Source organism: Teredinibacter franksiae (genome assembly GCF_014218805.1).
GTDB classification, from domain to species: Bacteria; Pseudomonadota; Gammaproteobacteria; order Pseudomonadales; family Cellvibrionaceae; genus Teredinibacter; species Teredinibacter franksiae.
Genome location: NZ_JACJUV010000008.1, coordinates 282,200 through 299,779, shown reverse-complemented (window position 1 = coordinate 299,779; position 17,580 = coordinate 282,200). Strand labels below are relative to the sequence as shown.

19 protein-coding genes are annotated in these 17,580 nt (G+C 47.9%); 16 read left to right on the top strand and 3 right to left on the bottom strand.

Annotation, left to right across the window (positions count from 1 at the left end; translation table 11 throughout):
* Window positions 1–20 precede the first annotated feature (20 nt).
* Window positions 21–947: a protein translocase subunit SecF gene (gene secF / locus H5336_RS21035; RefSeq protein ID WP_185236419.1), complete on the top strand. Its 927-nt coding sequence runs from the start codon at window positions 21–23 to the stop codon at window positions 945–947.
* A 30-nt stretch (window positions 948–977) separates the two neighbouring features.
* On the opposite strand, the gene H5336_RS21030 is transcribed toward secF, so the two are convergent.
* Window positions 978–1,193, bottom strand: coding sequence for a hypothetical protein (locus tag H5336_RS21030; protein ID WP_185236418.1), 216 nt, complete (start codon window positions 1,191–1,193; stop codon window positions 978–980).
* A 158-nt stretch (window positions 1,194–1,351) separates the two neighbouring features.
* Here H5336_RS21030 and H5336_RS21025 point away from each other — a divergent pair, with 158 nt between their 5' ends.
* On the top strand, window positions 1,352–3,400 hold the full coding sequence (locus H5336_RS21025) for a hybrid sensor histidine kinase/response regulator (protein WP_185236417.1): 2,049 nt from the start codon (window positions 1,352–1,354) through the stop codon (window positions 3,398–3,400).
* 22 nt (window positions 3,401–3,422) lie between these two features.
* Here H5336_RS21025 and H5336_RS21020 read toward each other — a convergent pair whose 3' ends face one another.
* Window positions 3,423–4,226: an inositol monophosphatase family protein gene (locus tag H5336_RS21020; RefSeq protein ID WP_185236416.1), complete on the bottom strand. Its 804-nt coding sequence runs from the start codon at window positions 4,224–4,226 to the stop codon at window positions 3,423–3,425.
* A gap of 140 nt (window positions 4,227–4,366) precedes the next feature.
* On the opposite strand from H5336_RS21020, the gene trmJ reads away from it, so the two are divergent.
* The 10 genes from trmJ to H5336_RS20970 all read left to right on the top strand — a co-directional run bounded on the left by trmJ (window position 4,367) and on the right by H5336_RS20970 (window position 13,301).
* Window positions 4,367–5,149, top strand: a complete 783-nt coding sequence (gene trmJ, locus H5336_RS21015) for a tRNA (cytosine(32)/uridine(32)-2'-O)-methyltransferase TrmJ (protein ID WP_185236415.1) — start codon at window positions 4,367–4,369, stop codon at window positions 5,147–5,149.
* Between the two features lie 84 nt (window positions 5,150–5,233).
* On the top strand, window positions 5,234–5,734 hold the full coding sequence (gene iscR, locus H5336_RS21010) for a Fe-S cluster assembly transcriptional regulator IscR (protein WP_185236414.1): 501 nt from the start codon (window positions 5,234–5,236) through the stop codon (window positions 5,732–5,734).
* 49 nt (window positions 5,735–5,783) lie between these two features.
* Entirely contained in the window at window positions 5,784–6,971 is a 1,188-nt protein-coding gene (locus H5336_RS21005; protein WP_185236413.1) for an IscS subfamily cysteine desulfurase, read from the top strand.
* 65 nt (window positions 6,972–7,036) lie between these two features.
* Window positions 7,037–8,476 carry a Fe-S cluster assembly protein SufB gene (sufB, locus tag H5336_RS21000; protein ID WP_185236412.1) on the top strand — a complete coding sequence of 480 codons (1,440 nt, stop codon included), beginning with the start codon at window positions 7,037–7,039 and terminating at the stop codon, window positions 8,474–8,476.
* Between the two features lie 35 nt (window positions 8,477–8,511).
* Complete coding sequence (gene sufC / locus H5336_RS20995; protein WP_185236411.1) at window positions 8,512–9,270, top strand: Fe-S cluster assembly ATPase SufC; 759 nt, start codon at window positions 8,512–8,514, stop codon at window positions 9,268–9,270.
* Window positions 9,270–10,586, top strand: coding sequence for a Fe-S cluster assembly protein SufD (gene sufD, locus H5336_RS20990; RefSeq protein WP_185236410.1), 1,317 nt, complete (start codon window positions 9,270–9,272; stop codon window positions 10,584–10,586). The genes sufC and sufD overlap by 1 nt, the downstream gene beginning before the upstream one ends.
* Window positions 10,583–11,839, top strand: coding sequence for an aminotransferase class V-fold PLP-dependent enzyme (locus tag H5336_RS20985; RefSeq protein WP_185236409.1), 1,257 nt, complete (start codon window positions 10,583–10,585; stop codon window positions 11,837–11,839). The genes sufD and H5336_RS20985 overlap by 4 nt, the downstream gene beginning before the upstream one ends.
* 72 nt (window positions 11,840–11,911) lie before the next feature.
* The gene (locus H5336_RS20980) at window positions 11,912–12,262 is read left to right on the top strand and encodes a HesB/IscA family protein (protein WP_185236408.1); all 351 of its coding nucleotides are present in this window, start codon (window positions 11,912–11,914) and stop codon (window positions 12,260–12,262) included.
* Between the two features lie 55 nt (window positions 12,263–12,317).
* Window positions 12,318–12,854 (top strand): putative Fe-S cluster assembly protein SufT, encoded by a 537-nt coding sequence (gene sufT / locus H5336_RS20975; protein ID WP_185236407.1) that lies wholly within the window; start codon window positions 12,318–12,320, stop codon window positions 12,852–12,854.
* An 18-nt stretch (window positions 12,855–12,872) separates the two neighbouring features.
* Window positions 12,873–13,301 carry a SufE family protein gene (locus H5336_RS20970; protein ID WP_185236406.1) on the top strand — a complete coding sequence of 143 codons (429 nt, stop codon included), beginning with the start codon at window positions 12,873–12,875 and terminating at the stop codon, window positions 13,299–13,301.
* Between the two features lie 10 nt (window positions 13,302–13,311).
* Here the strand turns inward: H5336_RS20970 and H5336_RS20965 are convergent, their stop codons facing one another.
* Window positions 13,312–13,890 carry a glutathione peroxidase gene (locus H5336_RS20965; protein WP_246439463.1) on the bottom strand — a complete coding sequence of 193 codons (579 nt, stop codon included), beginning with the start codon at window positions 13,888–13,890 and terminating at the stop codon, window positions 13,312–13,314.
* A 166-nt stretch (window positions 13,891–14,056) separates the two neighbouring features.
* On the opposite strand from H5336_RS20965, the gene ndk reads away from it, so the two are divergent.
* From ndk to H5336_RS20945, 4 genes are all read left to right on the top strand, one after another.
* Window positions 14,057–14,482: a nucleoside-diphosphate kinase gene (ndk, locus tag H5336_RS20960; protein ID WP_185236405.1), complete on the top strand. Its 426-nt coding sequence runs from the start codon at window positions 14,057–14,059 to the stop codon at window positions 14,480–14,482.
* A gap of 55 nt (window positions 14,483–14,537) precedes the next feature.
* Window positions 14,538–15,731, top strand: a complete 1,194-nt coding sequence (gene rlmN / locus H5336_RS20955) for a dual-specificity RNA methyltransferase RlmN (RefSeq protein ID WP_313558189.1) — start codon at window positions 14,538–14,540, stop codon at window positions 15,729–15,731.
* An 88-nt stretch (window positions 15,732–15,819) separates the two neighbouring features.
* On the top strand, window positions 15,820–16,554 hold the full coding sequence (gene pilW / locus H5336_RS20950) for a type IV pilus biogenesis/stability protein PilW (protein ID WP_185236678.1): 735 nt from the start codon (window positions 15,820–15,822) through the stop codon (window positions 16,552–16,554).
* A 41-nt stretch (window positions 16,555–16,595) separates the two neighbouring features.
* The gene (locus tag H5336_RS20945) at window positions 16,596–17,552 is read left to right on the top strand and encodes a RodZ domain-containing protein (RefSeq protein WP_185236404.1); all 957 of its coding nucleotides are present in this window, start codon (window positions 16,596–16,598) and stop codon (window positions 17,550–17,552) included.
* The last annotated feature ends 28 nt before the right edge of the window (window positions 17,553–17,580 follow it).

Below are 17,580 nucleotides of genomic sequence, written 5' to 3'. Positions count from 1 at the left end.
CCCTATAAAGAGACAAAAAAATGAGTGAACAAAAAGTAATTAATTTTATGGGTCAACGTAAGCTGGCGGCAGTTTTTTCACTGCTGCTGGTTATTGCGTCTATTGGTGCGTTGGCGGTAAAAGGGTTGAATTTTGGCCTAGATTTTACCGGCGGTACCCTTATAGAGATGCATTACCCGCAAACGGCTAACCTTACCGATATTCGGAACGATTTGCGCGAGCAAGGCTACCCTGGTGCGGTGGTGGCTAACTTTGGTACAGACCGCGATGTGGTTATTCGTATTCAGTCTGATGAAGCCGAGGTGGGCGGTAAAATTGCTGAAGAGTTGAAAGACGGATACGTAGGTGAAGGCGAAGCTGAGCTTAAGCGTGTGGAGTACGTGGGTGGCCAAGTTGGGGCAGAGTTTGCCAACGATGGTGGCCTGGGTATGTTGTTCGCACTTATTGTGGTGATGGCGTACGTTGGTATTCGATTCCAGTTTAAATTTTCTGTAGGAGCGGTAGTGGCGCTGGCTCACGATGTATTAATTGTATTGGGTTGCTTCGCTATATTTCAGTTTGACTTCGACCTTACTGTTCTCGCTGCGGTGTTGGCGGTAATCGGTTACTCGCTAAACGATACTATTGTGGTCTCGGACCGCATTCGTGAAAACTTCCGTAAGATACGCAAGTCTGAGCCGATTGAAATAGTGAATATTTCCTTGACCCAGACATTGGGCCGTACGTTAATCACCTCGTTAACCACCTTGCTCGTATTACTCGCTTTGTTTTTGGTAGGTGGCGAGCTAATCCATAACTTTGCTTTGTCGCTCATTATGGGTGTTGTAGTGGGTACTTATTCTTCTATTTATGTTGCGGCAAATGTATTGCTTGCCTTGAATATATCGAATGAAGACTTGATGTCGGTTGAAAAGGAAGGTGAGGACCAGGAAACCCTGATGCCCTAAACCTGGCCACTATCGAAGGTTGGCTAAAAACTATTTAACGGCGGGGTTGGCTTTGGCCAACCCCGTTTTTTTTGGTGGGTATGTGTCGGTTGGCGAGTGAGGCGTAGTGGTGTCTTCAGCCTCGGCGCTTAATTCTTGCCCAATAGGGTGGCTGCGCTCAGTGGTGCTCGCGTCGCCCAGTAGCATAAAGAGTTGTGTAATATTGTGTTTGGCTTTGCCTGCCAATGATTCTTTATCAGTCATCATGTATATTTTTTACTGGCGATGGTTGTTCTTCTGTAAATTATAGTGCTTCATAGTGCAGAGTAGCGGCCTTAGTGTTTTTTCATCTAAACTGTGCTTGGCTTCTAGGTTTCAGTGATAAAACCTTAGTTTGACCCTGCTGTTCGATATAGAAGGTTCTAATGGTTTGGTTTAAAAACAAAAATACGGAAAAATCCGAGTCTACAGAGGCTCCCTCTAGCGCGCTCGACCAGCAACTGCAATTTCTGGGGAAGTCTGTCGATCGCTACGAGCGTATATTTCGGGGTAGTAGCCACGGCTATGGGTTTCTGGATTGGGATGTAAAAAGTGGCCATTTGGAGTGGAATGGCAACTTATGGGCCAATTTGGGTTACGGCGATTCGGATATGGTGCATATCTGCGATGCCGACAAGTTCATGGAGTACGTACACCAAGACGACAGAAAAAAATTAACCAACGCAATGCACGCTCTGCTGCGTGGCCTTGGGCTTGGTGAATCCACTTTTCGCATCCGTAAAAAGAAAGGCGGCCATATTTGGACTGAGGTGCGGGTAGATGCCGTACGTGATTCAAAGGGCTGGGTGGAATATATTTCCGGCATAGTTTTTGATGTTACTAGGCTTAAGCAAACAGAGCAGGCGCTGCTCATTTCTGAGGCACGCCATGCGCGTATTATTCAATCTTCCAGTGACGGTATTTGGGAGTGGTCGGCAGAGCATGGCGGTTTCCACTTCTCCAGCCGCTGTTGGGAGCACCTTGGTTACAGTGAGCACGACGATAACGTTAATCAGGGTATAGATCGGGTACAGGCGTGGCGCAAACGCATTCACGAAGACGATTTACCCACATTTGACGCTGCGCTAAAGCACCATATTCGGAATAACGAGCCCTTCGATATTGAGTACCGCATTCTCGGTAAGGATGAAGCGTGGCGCTGGATTCGGGCCCGAGGACAAATGGCCTACAGTGAGGAAGGTAAGGCCACGCGGATGTCGGGTACCAATATGGATATAACCGAAATTAAGCGTGCCGAAGAGCGTGTGATAAAGTCGAAGGAAGATGCGGAGCTTGCCAACCGCGCCAAGTCTGACTTTCTTTCCAGTATGAGCCACGAATTGAGAACGCCCCTAAATGCTATTTTGGGCTTCGCACAGCTATTCGATATGGATACTGGTTTGTCCCCAGATCAAAAATCCAATGTGCTTGAAATAAAGCAGGCCGGTGAGCACTTGCTGCAATTGGTCGGTGATGTGCTCGACTTGGCTAAAATTGAGTCTGGTCGCATGGGCTTTTCACTTGAGCCGGTGGCACCTATTCGACTGTTACGGGAAGTTGAAATGCTGCTGCAGGCGCAGGCAGAGTTCCATCAGATTACCTTAGAAATAGTGACTAATAGCTTAGAAGAGAATGCTGTGGTGGCTGATGCGGTGCGCCTAAAGCAAATTTTACTCAACTTGGTGAGTAATGCTGTCAAATACAACCGTGATGGCGGTACCGTTACGATTACTGTAAGCAAGGCCGATGGCGAAATGATGCGAATTGCCGTGTGTGACACCGGCAAAGGTATTCCAGAGCACCAACATAAGCTGCTTTTTCAGCCCTTTAATCGGCTGGGTGCAGAAGGCACCAATATTATCGGTAGTGGCGTTGGTTTGGTTATCACCAAGCAGTTGGTGGAGCAGATGCATGGCGTTATCGATTTTAATAGCGCTGTGGATGTGGGCAGCACCTTCTGGGTTGAATTGCCGATGTACATGGGTCAGCCCATTGAGCAGTTGGCCGATCAGTATGACCGCATAACATCTGAACTGAGTAGCGAGATTCCAGACCTTGCTGTGAGCGAGGAGAAGCGCATTCTTTACGTAGAGGATAACCCACCGAACCAGCGCTTAATGAAGCAGTTATTGGTGCGTTACCCAAATTTACATCTGGATATTTCAGGCGAGCCGCTACGCGGGATATACCTAGCGCGAACGACGCGGCCAGACCTTATTATTATGGATATTAACTTGCCGGGCATGGACGGGTTTGAAACCGTTGAAGTGCTGAAACAGGATGTTTCTACGCGTGAGATACCGGTAATAGCACTGACCGCAAACGCCATGGTGCATGATATTGAGAAGGGTAAGGCCAGCGGCTTTGATTACTATTTAACAAAGCCGCTGGATTTAAAGCAATTAATTGAAGTGTTTAACGATTTACTTGTATAAGTCAGTAGTGTGGGGCGTTGCCCTAGTAAACTTTACTCATATGCTTACTAACGATTTGCAGTAAAGGTTTAAAAACTTTTGGTGTTCCACACACAATATGGCCTCTTTCTAGGTAATCGCTGTCACCTTTGAAGCCGCTCAGTAGGCCACCTGCTTCGCGCACCAGTAATACACCTGCAGCCATATCCCATGGTTGCAGGTTCATTTCCCAGAAGCCGTCAAATCGGCCAGCGGCTACATAGGCTAGGTCTAGTGCTGCTGAGCCTGGGCGGCGTATGCCGGCTGTTTGCCCGGCAACTTCACGCAGGCAATTCAAATAGTCGTCAATGTGCTCTAGGGCAAAGCCGTTGAAGGGCACGCCGGTGCCGATGAGCGCGCCATCGAGGCTTTTGCGGTTGGTCACCCGTAAACGGCGGCCATTTAGCATGGCGCCCTTGCCGCGGCTGGCGGTAAATTCTTCGCGTTTGATCGGGTCTAGCACAACGGCGTGCTCTAGCTGGCCGCGGTATTTACAGGCGATAGATACCGCGAACTGTGGAACGCCGTGAATAAAGTTGGTGGTGCCGTCGAGTGGATCGATTATCCACTCGTATTCACTGTCTTCGGCGCCGGAAACACCGGTTTCTTCGCCTATAAATTTGTGGTCGGGGTAAGACTTGCTAAGGTGGTAAATCACCTCTCTTTCGGATTTCCTGTCGGCCTCGCTAACGAAGTCGTTGCGACCCTTTTCTTCAATGTTAATCAGGTCGAGTCGCTCAAATGACTGCTCGAGTACTTCGCCGGCCTTGCGAGCGGCCTTAAGTGCAATATTCAACATGGGTTCCATGGGAAAACCTCTGGGCGGATGGAAATTTTAAAAGAACGGATCGGGAAGGCGCGCGATTATAGCGGTAATCTATGCTCGACGCAGCCCCTCTGGTAAACTGCGCGCCCTCTAATTAGCTCATAATTTCTGTGATTACTTCAATGAATGAAAACCGCCCACTAAACATTCGCATGGTGATGGTGAATACCACCCATCCCGGTAACATTGGTGCCGCCGCAAGAGCCATGAAAAATATGGGGCTTTCGGAGCTGTATCTAGTAGAACCGAAAGATTACCCGGCCGATAAGGCCATGTGGCGCGCGGCTAGTGCCGTAGACGTGCTGGAAAACGCCAAAGTGGTGTCCACACTGGACGAAGCCATTGCCGACTGTGGCTTGGTCATTGGTACAAGTGCGCGGGAACGCCGCATACCCTGGCCACTGTTAACCCCTCGCGAATGTGGTGAGCGAACTTGGGCCGAGGCGGGTAAGCACCCGGTGGCCATTGTGTTCGGGCGTGAAGATCGCGGTCTTACCAATGAAGAGTTACATAAGTGTAACTATCACGTTCATATTCCGGCAAACCCGGAGTACAGCTCTTTAAATATTTCGGCTGCACTTCAGGTTATCTGTTACGAAGTGCGCATTGCTTGGCTGGAAGCCGAGCAGGGTAAAGAGTTGCATTTTGACGACTGGGATCAGCCGCCAGCGGGCCAAGCAGCCTTGGAGCATTTCTATGCCCATTTGCAGGAAACGCTGGAAAAACTCAAATTTCTAGACGCGGAAAATCCAAGGCAGACAATAACCCGAATGCGACGCCTGTTTAATCGTGTCCGCCTAGACAAAATGGAATTGAGTATTTTGCGGGGCATGCTCACCTCGATCCAAAACTTTATTTATCACTCTGAGGGCAAGCAAAAAGAGTTCGAAAGCAAGCATAAATAACCCGCCAAAATGTCGGGGTTAATAGTTGACTAAATTACTTGGTTATTCGATAATGCCGCTACCTTAACGATTGAGGTTGGGACTATGCGTCTAACAACTAAAGGCCGCTACGCGGTTACTGCAATGCTGGATTTGGCTCTGCACGCCCAGCGCGGCCCAGTGAGTCTGGCCGACATCTCCAAACGACAAGAAATTTCGCTCTCATATTTGGAGCAGTTGTTTGCAAAATTAAGACAGAATACCTTGGTGTCCAGCGTACGTGGTCCAGGTGGAGGCTACCGACTAAGTCGGGAAGCCAACCAGATTTTTGTGGCTCAAATAATCGATGCCGTTAATGAATCGATTGATGCTACCAATTGTGCTGGTGAAGGTAATTGCCATCAGGGTGATGTGTGTTTAACGCATTATCTGTGGTGCGATCTGAGTGATCAAATTCACCGGTTTTTAAGTGACATTAGCCTGCAAAGTCTCGTTGACCGCAAGGATGTGCAGCAGGTTGCACAGCGTCAGGACGGAGAAGGCAGCATTGAATCATTGGGTTTAGATGATGGCATTGCGACTATTTCTGTTACTGGTATTAATTAACTTCCCAGTTCAACGCCGGGCTGGTTGAAAACCCTATTGAAGTCTGTAAATGCGAAAGCCAATTTACCTCGATTATGCTGCTACTACACCGGTGGACCCGCGTGTAGCAGAGCTTATGTGCCGTTGCCTTACACAGGATGGCATTTTTGGTAACCCGGCTTCGCGTTCACATATCTACGGATGGAAGGCTGAAGAGGCCGTTGAAGCGGCGAGGGGTCAACTTGCTGATTTACTCAATGCTGACCCACGTGAAATCGTTTGGACAAGCGGTGCTACAGAAGCCAATAACCTAGCGATTAAAGGGGTGGCGCTGGCAAACCAGTCCAAAGGTCGGCACCTGATTACATCTGTAATAGAGCATAAAGCGGTTCTGGATTCGTTTAAGTTTCTTGAGCAGCAGGGGTTTGACGTTACTTATCTTATTCCGACGGCTGAAGGTCGTATTACGGCAGAGGTGGTTGAAGCCGCATTAAAACCGGAAACCGTATTGGTTTCGGTAATGCACGTTAATAACGAAATAGGCGTGATTAACCCCATTGATGAGATTGGCGAGCTATGTGCAAGTCGCGGTGTCTGTTTTCATGTTGATGCCGCACAGAGTGTTGGCAGGCTAGCAATTGATACAGCGGCATTGAAGGTCGATATGTTGTCCATGTCTGCCCACAAGTTTTATGGCCCCAAGGGCGTTGGCGCACTGTATATCAAGCGCAGTAGTAGCGTCGCTTTACAGGCGCAAATTCACGGTGGTGGCCACGAGCGCGGGTTGCGTTCTGGCACCTTGCCTACCCACCAGCTAGCGGGCATCGGCATGGCGGCTAGAATTGCTGGCGAGCAGATGGGTGTAGATAACGCTAACATTTTGACGTTGCGCAATCGCTTTTTAAGCGGTTTCTGTGATCTGTCAGGTTGGTCGTTAAATGGCTCGTTAGAGCACCGCGTTGCGGGTAACGCGAATATTAGTTTTGCTTATGTCGATGGTGAAACCTTGCTGATGTCGTTGCGGGATCTCGCCGTATCTACTGGGTCAGCCTGTACCTCCATGAGTGTTGAGCCGTCATATGTATTAAAGGCTCTGGGCGTGGAAGATTCACTGGCGCACAGTTCCATTCGTTTTAGTTTTGGTCGCTTCACCACGGAAGAGGAAGTTGATTTTGCTGCTGCAAAAGTCGTCGAAGTCGTTAATAAGCTTCGAGAAAATTCAGCCGCCTGGAAGGCCCGCGAGGGTGCTAACGCCTAACCAGATAAATGCGGCGGCATGAGAGTGCCCCGTTTAGTTGTGATCATCAGGCCTTTGTAAATAATATGCCTCAAGAACAAATTGACCATCTCATCAAAAAGGAATACGCCGCGGGATTTGTAACGGATATTGAATCCAATACATTGCCGCCGGGTCTGGACGAAAATGTAGTCCGTTTTATATCCGCCAAAAAAAATGAGCCGGAATGGATGCTGGAGTGGCGGCTAAAGGCCTATCGCGCATGGCGCGAAATGGTTGAGCCTGAGTGGGCTCATGTAAAATACCCCAAAATAGATTTTGGTGAGGTGTCCTATTATTCCGCACCGAAAAGCATGGAAGACCGTCCTCAAAGCCTAGACGAAGTCGACCCAGAGTTGCTGGAGACCTACAAGAAGCTTGGCATTCCTTTGCATGAGCAAGAAGCATTGGCCGGTGTTGCCGTTGATGCGGTATTCGATTCTGTTTCTGTTGCAACAACCTTCCGCAGTAAGTTAAAAGAAGCCGGTGTGATTTTTTGCCCGATTTCAGAGGCTGTTCACGAATACCCAGAGCTGGTTAAAAAATATATCGGCAGTGTAGTGCCGCAAAAAGATAACTTTTACTCGGCCTTGAATTGTGCGGTCTTTAGTGATGGTTCATTTGTTTATATTCCTAAGGGTGTTCGCTGCCCAATGGAGTTGTCTACCTATTTCCGTATTAATGAGTCGAAAACCGGGCAGTTTGAGCGAACACTGATCATTGCCGATGAAGGTAGTCACGTCAGTTACCTCGAAGGTTGTACTGCACCCATGCGCGACGAGAACCAGCTGCATGCAGCGGTTGTTGAATTGGTTGCGCTGGATAACGCCAATATTAAATACTCCACCGTACAAAACTGGTATCCCGGAAATGCGGAAGGGGTAGGTGGGATTTATAACTTTGTCACCAAGCGCGCAATAGCGCATACCAATGCCCGTGTGTCTTGGACGCAAGTGGAAACCGGCTCCGCGGTTACCTGGAAATACCCTAGTTGCATATTGAAGGGCGATAACAGTGTGGGTGAGTTCTATTCTGTAGCCTTAACCAATAATTTTCAGCAGGCCGACACTGGAACCAAAATGATTCACTTGGGCAAAAATACCAAGTCGACCATTATTTCTAAAGGAATATCGGCAGGACGTAGTTCCAATGCTTACCGTGGCCTTGTGCGAATGAACTCCGGTGCCGAAGGCGCGCGCAATTACACCCAGTGCGACTCTTTGTTAATTGGCGATCAATGCGCTGCGCACACATTCCCCTATATTGAAAGTAAACACCCTTCTGCTGTTATTGAGCACGAAGCGACCACCTCGAAGGTAAGCGAAGATCAGCTTTATCTTTGTTTACAGCGTGGGATTGATACAGAAAAAGCCGTATCTATGATTGTCAACGGTTTCTGTAAAGAGGTGTTCAAAGAGCTGCCAATGGAATTTGCCGTTGAAGCCGGAAAGCTGCTAGAAGTTAGCTTGGAAGGCTCCGTCGGGTAATTTGTTTCTATACGTTTTTTTTCGGAGTTAGTTAGATGCTCTCTATTAAAAATCTTCACGCCAGCGTTGAAGATAAAGCTATTTTAAAAGGCCTGAGCCTGGACATTAAGCCGGGTGAAGTTCATGCGGTTATGGGGCCCAATGGTTCGGGTAAAAGCACCACCGGTCATGTTTTGTCGGGCCGTGATGGTTATGAAGTTACCCAGGGGTCAGTCGATTTTTGTGGCAAAAACCTGTTGGAAATGGATACAGAGGAGCGCGGCAGAGAAGGTCTTTTTCTTGCTTTTCAGTACCCTGTGGAAATTCCTGGTGTGAGCAATATGGAGTTTATGAAAGCGGCGGTAGATGCCGTACGCGAGCATCGCGGTGAAGACGCTTACGATGCTGTTGCTTTTATGAAGAAGGCTCGTGAGCACTGTAAAGCCGTAGATCTCGATCAAAACTTTTTGAAGCGAGGTGTTAACGAAGGCTTTTCGGGTGGCGAGAAAAAGCGTAATGAAATTATGCAGATGATGCTGCTTGAGCCCAAGCTTTGCATCCTTGACGAAACCGATTCTGGTTTAGATATTGACGCACTGCAGGTAGTCGCCAATGGTGTCAATGCACTGCGTAGCGCTGAGCGTTCATTTATAGTCGTTACCCATTATCAGCGCCTATTGAACTACATTGAACCCGATTATGTTCATGTTCTGGTAGGCGGCCGAATCATTAAGTCGGGCGACAAATCACTGGCGCTTGAGCTTGAAGAAAAAGGCTATGGCTGGCTAGACCCGTCGTTGAGTGGAGCTGCGTAATGTCAGGTTTTATACAGCAAGCGGCGAAACCGTTTGGCTCGCCACTTGATTGGTTGGCAGGGTTTAACCGTGAAGGTTTGTTCAGCTGGCAAAGCCATGCCCTGCCAGACCGTAAAATAGAAAACTGGAAGTACACAAACCTGCGCGCACTGGAGCAGGGCGATTACCTGCGCTTTGGGCAGCCGCTGGATATTGACGGTAGCCAAATTGATTCGTTATCAATTCCAGATCTACACGCCTATGAGCTGGTATTTATCAATGGTTATTATAGCGAAGCCCTGTCTAGCGATATAAGTCTTTTACCAAAGGGTGTAGAGCTTGTTCGGTTTTCCACGGCTAGTAAAGATCAGCAGCTTGCCATTCAGCGTTCTCTGGATTCGCTTACAGACACGCAAAAACATATGTTTGCCGCTCTAAATGCTGCGCAGCTAGGCGATGGTGTTTTTCTGCATGTGAGTAAAAATGTTCACTTTGAAAAGCCGGTGCATATTGTTTATAGCAATACTCAGCAGTCTGAAGGTTATTCGCTGAACCCTCGGGTGTTGGTGCAGTTAGAGTCTGGAAGTGAAGCTACCGTTATTGAGCATTTTGCCCGTGGTGACAACGAGCAAAATACTTTTGCCAATAGTGTTACTGAATTGCTTGTGGGTGAAAATGCCCGACTTAATCATTATAGATTGTTGCTAGAGCACGAAAGTGCTATCCATATTGGTTCTGTTAATGTTGGCCTGCAGAGGAACGCGACGCTAAACAGCTTTACCTTGGGTGTTGGGGGGAAAATTAAGCGCACAGATATGATTGTTCACCATCAAGGGGAGGGTGCTCACTGTGAGATAAACGGCGTATATCTTACGCGCAACAGCCAGCATATTGATTACCACACCTGTATTGAGCATGCGGTGCCACATTGCACGAGTAACGAAGTCTTTCGCGGCATTATCGCCGATAGTTCCCGTGCGGTATTTAACGGCCGAATTCATATTCACCCGCATGCGCAAAAAACGTTCGCACAGTTGAGCAATAAAAATTTGCTTACCAGCAATAAGGCCGAAGTGGATACCAAGCCAGAGCTGGAGATTTACGCAGATGATGTTCAGTGTGCTCATGGCGCTACTGTTGCACAGCTTAATGACGAGGCCATGCACTACTTACGAACACGTGGTGTGTCGGAGGCTGAGGCTCGGGTCATGTTAAGTTTCGGTTTTATTAATGAGTTGATTAATGATATTAAGCTGAAGCCGGTAGCGGCCTATTTAAGGCCACTGTTAGCCGAAATGTTTTCCAGTGAAGAAAAGTTGACGAGGCACATCGTATGAGTGTCGTTGAGGCGACCCCTGCCATTTTGGCAAAGGCGTTTGACGTGCAATCAGTTCGCAATGATTTCCCTATACTTCATCAAGAGGTGAATGGGCAGCCCTTGGTTTATCTTGATAATGCTGCCACAACGCAGAAGCCTAATGCCGTTATTGATGCCATTAGCGATTATTATCGAAACATTAATTCAAATGTGCACCGTGGTGCCCACAGTTTAAGCGACCGCGCCACAGAGGCCTTTGAGGGTGCGCGCGAAACGGTGGCAGAGTTTGTTAATAGCCCTGAAAAAGCGCAAATAATCTGGACGCGTGGTACCACCGAAGCCATCAATTTGGTTGCTCATAGTTGGGGCCGATCCAACATTGGCGCCGGTGATAAAATTCTTGTTTCTACATTGGAGCATCACTCTAATATTGTGCCCTGGCAAATGCTAGCTGAGGAGAAGGGGGCTAGTGTTGTTCCCATTCCTATTTCCAGTGCGGGTGACATTGATCTTGTTGCGTTTGATGTGCTGTTGGATGCTTCTGTGAAAATGGTGTCTGTCGGCCATGTATCGAATGCGTTGGGAACCATTAACCCAATAGAGTACATTGTTGCGTCAGCCAAAAAAGTAGGGGCAAAAGTTTTTGTTGATGGCGCCCAAGCCGTTGCCCACTTCCCTGTGGATGTGCAGTCGCTCGGTTGTGATTTTTACGGTTTTTCTGGGCACAAGCTGTTTGGTCCAACGGGCATCGGCGTGCTTTGGGGCAAGGAAGAATTGTTGGATGCAATGCCGCCGTACCACGGTGGTGGCGAAATGATTGAGAGCTGTAGTTTTGCCGGTACTAGCTACAATACGCTGCCTTATAAGTTTGAAGCGGGTACGCCAGATATTGCTGGAGCCATCGGTCTCGCGGCCGCGATTAACTACTTGAATCAATTTGATCGTGGGGCAATTGCGCAGCACGAGCACGACCTTCTGGTATATTGCCATTTGCTCGCGGAAAAGTGTAAGGGCCTCAAGCGCGTAGGAGAGGCGAAAAATATTGCAGGTGTATTCAGTTTTCTATTGGATGGCGCGCACCCCTCTGACGTGGGTATGTTGTTGGATCAGCAAGGTGTTGCTGTTCGAACAGGACATCATTGCGCGCAACCGTTAATGGAGGCGTTGCATATACCGGGTACAGTACGGGCGTCATTTTCGATATACAACACTAGCGAAGATGTTGATCGTCTGTTCTCGGCGCTGGAAAAAGTTAAATCATTTTTGGTTTGATCGGGCAATGATTAGGGCGAACAAATAGTTTCTAGTGAGCTGTCTGTGGTGAAGCTAAATAAGGTGCAGGATATGAGTGTAGAAACATTTAGCATAAATGAAACGGTGAATGTAACACCAGAAGCGGCTGAACACTTTCGCCAGCAACTTGAAAAAAAGCATGCTAGAGCGATTCGTATTAGCCTAGAAGAAAGTGGCTGTACCGGGTTTAAATATGTGATAGACGAAGTGGATGCGGCAGAGGCAAGTGATTTATCGATTGCCTTAGAAAATGGCGTTCAGCTGTTTGTGGATTCTTCGCACTTAGAGGCTATTCAAGGCACTGTTGTGGATTACGTAAGGCAAGGTATTAACCGTAACCTTGTTTTAAATAATCCAAATGTTAAAAACGCCTGCGGCTGCGGTGAAAGCTTTAGTGTGTAAAACGCTTGTCAGGTAAAAAGTTAGTTGGAAATTAATGAGCTAGTTGGAATTTTCTATGGCTGAACAACGCATGGTAACCACTTTACGCGATTGTCCCGCACGGCTGGTGCCGGTGGGAGATCCCGTTACCATTCCCGCCCACCAGTTTATTACCATTACCCAGTCGCTAGGGGGTAACTATACCGTTGTCTATCAAGGCAATATGTTACGTGTGGATGGCACCGATGCCGATGCCCTGGGCTTGGAAAAATATGAATTAACGTTCGATAAGTCTGCAGGTAGTGGTATTGATGAGGCCCAGGTTTGGCAGGCATTGGAAACTGTATATGATCCTGAAATTCCGGTGAATTTGCGTAGTCTTGGGTTGATCTATAAAGTTGATATTGACCAGCAAGGTAAAGCTGTCGCGATTGAAATGACCTTAACGGCCCCGGCTTGCGGTATGGGCCCGGTACTGGTTGGCGATGTAAAGTACCGTGTTGGTATGGTGCCAAATGTTGGTCATGTGGAAGTAGAGTTAGTGTTCGACCCGCCTTGGCATCGCGATATGATGTCTGAAGAAGCACAGTTAGAAACGGGCATGTTTTTTTAGATCCAGCCAGAAATAATTATGAATGATATTACTCAAAACCCTTTCGGCAATAGTATTTCAGCGGAAGATATTATTGATACTCTGAGTTTTTTTGACGGTTGGGAAGACCGATACAAATATATTATCGATTTGGGTAAAGAATTACCCGTAATGGATGATAGTGTGAAAGATGAGGCCCACCGGATTAAGGGCTGCCAAAGCCAGGTTTGGATAGATCACCAAAAAGTAGAGGGTAGTATCTGGTTTGCTACCGATAGCGATGCGTTCATTGTGAAAGGATTACTCGGCGTTGTATTAGCGGCGTATAACGGTAAAACTTCGGCCGAAATTCTCGATTTTGATATCAATGCTTATTTTGACAAGTTGGGGCTGTTAAAGCACCTCAGTCCAACCCGAGGGAATGGATTGAGGTCTATGGTCGAGCGTATTCAGACTTTGGCTGGCTAGCTGTTTTGGGCTAAAGCGACTTTTTAAGCGTGTCCTCAAGCCGTGAGTTCATTGGTCTTGTTCGGCTGCCAAACTTTTTAATTGTTGTTCCCTGGTTGGTAATCAGGAATTTGTTGAAGTTCCAGCCAGGCTCTCCTGCTTCCTCGTTTAAGTGCTGAAAAACAGCGTTGGCGTTTTTGCCTTTCACTGAAGTAGGTGCCAGCATGGTGAAGGTTACCCCAAAGTTTTTGTAGCAAATTGTTGCTGCTTCGGCCTCATCCTTTGCGGCTTGGTTAAAGTCGTCGGAAGCGAATCCGATTACGGTTAAGCCTTTTTCTTGATATTTTTGATTCAGGTTTTCTAAATCCTTAAATTGCGGTGTGAAGCCACAGTGGCTTGCGGTGTTGATAATGACCATCGGGCCGCCGGTATATAAGTCGCAGATATTAACCATATCGCTGCTGTGCAACTTTTTAAAAGAGTGGTTCAGATATTCTGGGCAGCCCGAGGCTGGGGCTCCAGGTTCCTCCGGTGAACCATCGGCAGCTACAGCGGCAAGCGGAGCACTAAACAAGGTGAAGATCAGTGCGAATGCCATGGGCGATTTCATAGGTATTTCCTTACAGCTGTTGGCCGTGGTGGAGGGGATGTTGGGCAACCCTTAACATGGGTTGATCCATACTAATTTTGGGTTGTTCAACGTATAATCGCGCACTTTCACGGTGGGGGCCAGCAAAGACTGGCCTAACTGCATAACCTATTAGAGATGATTGTACATGGCTATCGAACGCACCTTGTCCATTGTTAAACCGAACGCAGTCAATAAGAACATTATTGGCAAAATATACAGCCGCTTTGAAGAGGCGGGTTTACAGATTGTTGCTGCACGTATGATGCGCCTGAGTGCCGAAAAGGCCGGGGGCTTTTATGCTGAGCACCAAGATCGGCCTTTTTATGGCGAATTGGTTGACTTTATGACGTCTGGCCCGGTGCTCGTGCAGGTGCTTGAAGGTGAGAATGCCGTTGATTTGAACCGAGAAATCATGGGTGCTACTAACCCGGCCGATGCCTCTGAAGGCACTATTCGTAAGGATTTTGGCGATTCGTTGGGTGAGAATGCGGTTCATGGCTCCGATAGCCCGGTCTCGGCTGCACGTGAAATAGACTACTTTTTTGCGGCTGCCGATATTTGCCCGCGCTAAGCCGGTGCTGAGTCAATAGTTGTCGTTAGTTTGTATATAAAGAGGTTGTAAATAAGTGAGTTGTGAAAACAAAGAAAACATCGATACCCAAACGGAGGTGGCTAAGGTCAATCTTATGGGTATGTCTCAGGGGCGGCTGGTAGCGTTTTTTGAATCCCTGGGTGAGAAGAAGTTTCGCGCGACTCAGATGCTCAAGTGGATTCATCAGCTGGGTGTTACGGACTTTCAGCAGATGAGCAACATCAGTAAATTACTGCGCAATAAGCTTGATGAAGTAGCAGAAATACGGGCGCCGGAGGTGATGGGCCAGTGGGATTCAACCGATGGCACCCGTAAGTTCCTTATCAATATTAGCGGCGGTAATGCCGTCGAAGCCGTCTTTATACCTGAAGGTGATCGTGGAACTTTGTGTGTGTCCTCGCAGGTAGGCTGTTCTCTGGATTGCAGTTTTTGCGCTACCGGTAAGCAAGGTTTTAACCGTGATTTAACGTCGGACGAAATTATTGGCCAGGTTTGGATTGCGGCGAAGTCTTTCGGGCAGTTGCAGGAGGTGCCTGTTCGAGGAGTCCGTAGAGTTACCAATGTTGTGCTGATGGGGATGGGAGAGCCGCTGCTTAATTTCGATAATGTTGTTGAAGCCATGCATTTGATGATGAACGACAATGCCTATGGGATATCGAAGCGCCGTGTAACGTTGAGTACTTCGGGCTTGGTGCCTGCGCTAGACCGGTTGGGTAAATACACAGACGCTTGTTTGGCCATTTCACTGCATGCACCTAATGATGCATTACGTAACGAGCTGGTACCCATCAATAAAAAATACCCTATTGCCCAGTTGCTGGCCTCAGCCAAACGTTACATTGAGGGGCTGCCAGATTCACATCGAAAAATCACGATTGAGTACACCCTTATTGATCACGTAAACGATCGGCCTGAGCATGCACAAGAGTTGGCTCAATTGCTTATAGATGTGCCGGTAAAAATTAACTTGATCCCTTTTAATCCATTCTCCTTGTCTAATTACAAGCGTGTCAGTAATAATGCCTTACGGCGTTTCCAGCAAATTCTGATTGATGCCGGTTATACGACTACCATTCGTACCACACGTGGTGATGATATTGATGCGGCCTGTGGGCAGCTAGCAGGGCAAGTGAACGACCGTACAAAACGCAGTCAGCGCTACAAGCTTGATCAACAGGCATTTTTGGATGCGCAAAATGACGAAATTCCAGTGCGAATTGTCAACTAATAAAAATAAGGTCTGTTAGGGGGAAGTAGTGTTTAATCACCGTAGATTCCTGAACCAATTATCAACCGTTGTTGTACTGTTGTGCGCAATGCTGACTCTGAGTGGGTGTATACGCACTCTCGATAAGCCTGAAAGTAAGGTCGATAAAGGCCAAGCGCTGGAGGCCAACATTAAGTTGGGTATGACCTACCTGCAGCAAAATAAGCGCGAGGGAGCGGTTCGGTCGTTTTCAAAAGCACTCGAAATCGACAAGAAATCGGCAGAGGCCTACCTCGGTATGGCTTTGCTCCACCAGCTGAATGGCGAAATACCAGAGGCTGAAGCAAACTTTAAAAAGGCCCTGCGCAGCCGTGTCGATTTTTCCCGTGCGAGTATCGAATACAGTTATGGTCGGTTGTTATATGAGCAGGAGCGCTACGAAGAATCCATGGCGTTATTTCAGGCTGCAGCGGGTGATTATGCTTATGTTCGCAGGGCTGAGGCGCTGTTAAATGTTGGCCGTGTGGCGCTGAAGTTAGGTGATAATATACGTGCGAAGGGCGCTTTTGAGTACAGCCTTAACCTAGAGCCGCGAATGGCTCAATCGGCGTTGGAGCTTGCCGAATTAGCCTTTAGGGCGCGTGACTACACTGAAGCTAAAAAATATTTGGACCAGTTCAGCAGTGATTCCCGTCACGAGCCACGGAGTTTGTGGTTGGGCATCAGGATTGAACGCATTTTTGAAAACAAGGACAGGGAAGCCAGTTATGCAATGGCGCTGAAAAATCTGTACCCTTATTCTAAAGAGTATTTGGACTATAAGCGCTTTATCGAGCAAAACTAGTATCGAGCCGATATTACTCGACTGAGAAAAAGAACAAAAAAATGACTGGCGAAGACGATATTCAAGACCAATCTGAAGCGATTGGGTTACTTCTAGAGCAGCATAAGCCCGGTGAGGCGCTCCGTTTATTACGCGAGCAAAAAGGTGTTTCTGTTGAGCAGATTTCGACTGAATCCTTGATTCCCGATTCAAAAATTAGGGATTTGGAAACCGATGTATATGACAAGCTGGGAGGCGAAATTTTTGTTGTTGGTTATTTTCGGAAAATAGCCAAAATATTGGGTGTCGATTCCGACCCGCTGGTAGCCTCCTACCATCAGGCTGGGCACTCGGCGGTCAAGGATACAATTCGTTTTCCTTCTGTATCTTCTGCTGAGCTAGCTTTGCCTCGCGCACCCGGAGCGCTTGAAAATTTAATGGCTAGGGTCAAGAAAGTCCCTATTTGGTTGGCGGTAGTTATTTTACTTACGGTGTGGATGAGTTCAGTTTTATTGCTGCAGTCTGGGAGCGATGAAGCTGTGGAGCCTGCACAGAAAGATGCTCCCGCCGTAGAGTTGCCGATTGTTGAGCCAGAATCGGCCGCAAAGGCTGAGATTGTAGAGGTGGAAGACGCTTCACCTATACCGAGTACGCATGAGCAGGGCGTAGATATGCAAGGCGCCGTTGCTGAAAAAATAGTTAAGGAGGCGGTTGTTGCTGCCCTGGATACTACCCCCGAACCCGCAGCTGCTGCCCCCCCAGAATTAGGCTCAAATGACCAAGATAGACTGGCTTTAACCTTTACTGAAGATTGCTGGGTCCGAATCAGTGATGCCACAGGCGAGGTATTGTTTGCGCAACTGCAGCGTACAGGGGATAATCTGCAGCTTTCTGGCGAGGCACCCTTCGATGTCATGCTGGGTAATGCCCGGGCAGTGGATATATTGATTAACGGTCAACCCGTTACGATTACCCCCATACCTGGCAACAATTCACTAAAGCTAAGGGTCGAGCCCTAAACTTATAGGGAATCGGCCCCAGCCCGCC

What these genes read in the sequence shown, in the direction of transcription:
- iscR (WP_185236414.1), top strand. Translation starts at nt 5,234, where the DNA reads ATGCGTCTAACAACTAAAGGCCGCTACGCGGTTACTGCAATGCTGGAT.
- H5336_RS20965 (WP_246439463.1), bottom strand. Translation starts at nt 13,890, where the DNA reads ATGAAATCGCCCATGGCATTCGCACTGATCTTCACCTTGTTTAGTGCT.
- sufB (WP_185236412.1), top strand. Translation starts at nt 7,037, where the DNA reads ATGCCTCAAGAACAAATTGACCATCTCATCAAAAAGGAATACGCCGCG.
- H5336_RS21005 (WP_185236413.1), top strand. Translation starts at nt 5,784, where the DNA reads ATGCGAAAGCCAATTTACCTCGATTATGCTGCTACTACACCGGTGGAC.
- ndk (WP_185236405.1), top strand. Translation starts at nt 14,057, where the DNA reads ATGGCTATCGAACGCACCTTGTCCATTGTTAAACCGAACGCAGTCAAT.
- H5336_RS21030 (WP_185236418.1), bottom strand. Translation starts at nt 1,193, where the DNA reads ATGATGACTGATAAAGAATCATTGGCAGGCAAAGCCAAACACAATATT.
- H5336_RS20970 (WP_185236406.1), top strand. Translation starts at nt 12,873, where the DNA reads ATGAATGATATTACTCAAAACCCTTTCGGCAATAGTATTTCAGCGGAA.
- H5336_RS21020 (WP_185236416.1), bottom strand. Translation starts at nt 4,226, where the DNA reads ATGGAACCCATGTTGAATATTGCACTTAAGGCCGCTCGCAAGGCCGGC.
- pilW (WP_185236678.1), top strand. Translation starts at nt 15,820, where the DNA reads ATGCTGACTCTGAGTGGGTGTATACGCACTCTCGATAAGCCTGAAAGT.
- secF (WP_185236419.1), top strand. Translation starts at nt 21, where the DNA reads ATGAGTGAACAAAAAGTAATTAATTTTATGGGTCAACGTAAGCTGGCG.
- sufC (WP_185236411.1), top strand. Translation starts at nt 8,512, where the DNA reads ATGCTCTCTATTAAAAATCTTCACGCCAGCGTTGAAGATAAAGCTATT.
- H5336_RS20985 (WP_185236409.1), top strand. Translation starts at nt 10,583, where the DNA reads ATGAGTGTCGTTGAGGCGACCCCTGCCATTTTGGCAAAGGCGTTTGAC.
- H5336_RS20980 (WP_185236408.1), top strand. Translation starts at nt 11,912, where the DNA reads ATGAGTGTAGAAACATTTAGCATAAATGAAACGGTGAATGTAACACCA.
- sufD (WP_185236410.1), top strand. Translation starts at nt 9,270, where the DNA reads ATGTCAGGTTTTATACAGCAAGCGGCGAAACCGTTTGGCTCGCCACTT.
- sufT (WP_185236407.1), top strand. Translation starts at nt 12,318, where the DNA reads ATGGCTGAACAACGCATGGTAACCACTTTACGCGATTGTCCCGCACGG.
- trmJ (WP_185236415.1), top strand. Translation starts at nt 4,367, where the DNA reads ATGAATGAAAACCGCCCACTAAACATTCGCATGGTGATGGTGAATACC.
- H5336_RS21025 (WP_185236417.1), top strand. Translation starts at nt 1,352, where the DNA reads ATGGTTTGGTTTAAAAACAAAAATACGGAAAAATCCGAGTCTACAGAG.
- H5336_RS20945 (WP_185236404.1), top strand. Translation starts at nt 16,596, where the DNA reads ATGACTGGCGAAGACGATATTCAAGACCAATCTGAAGCGATTGGGTTA.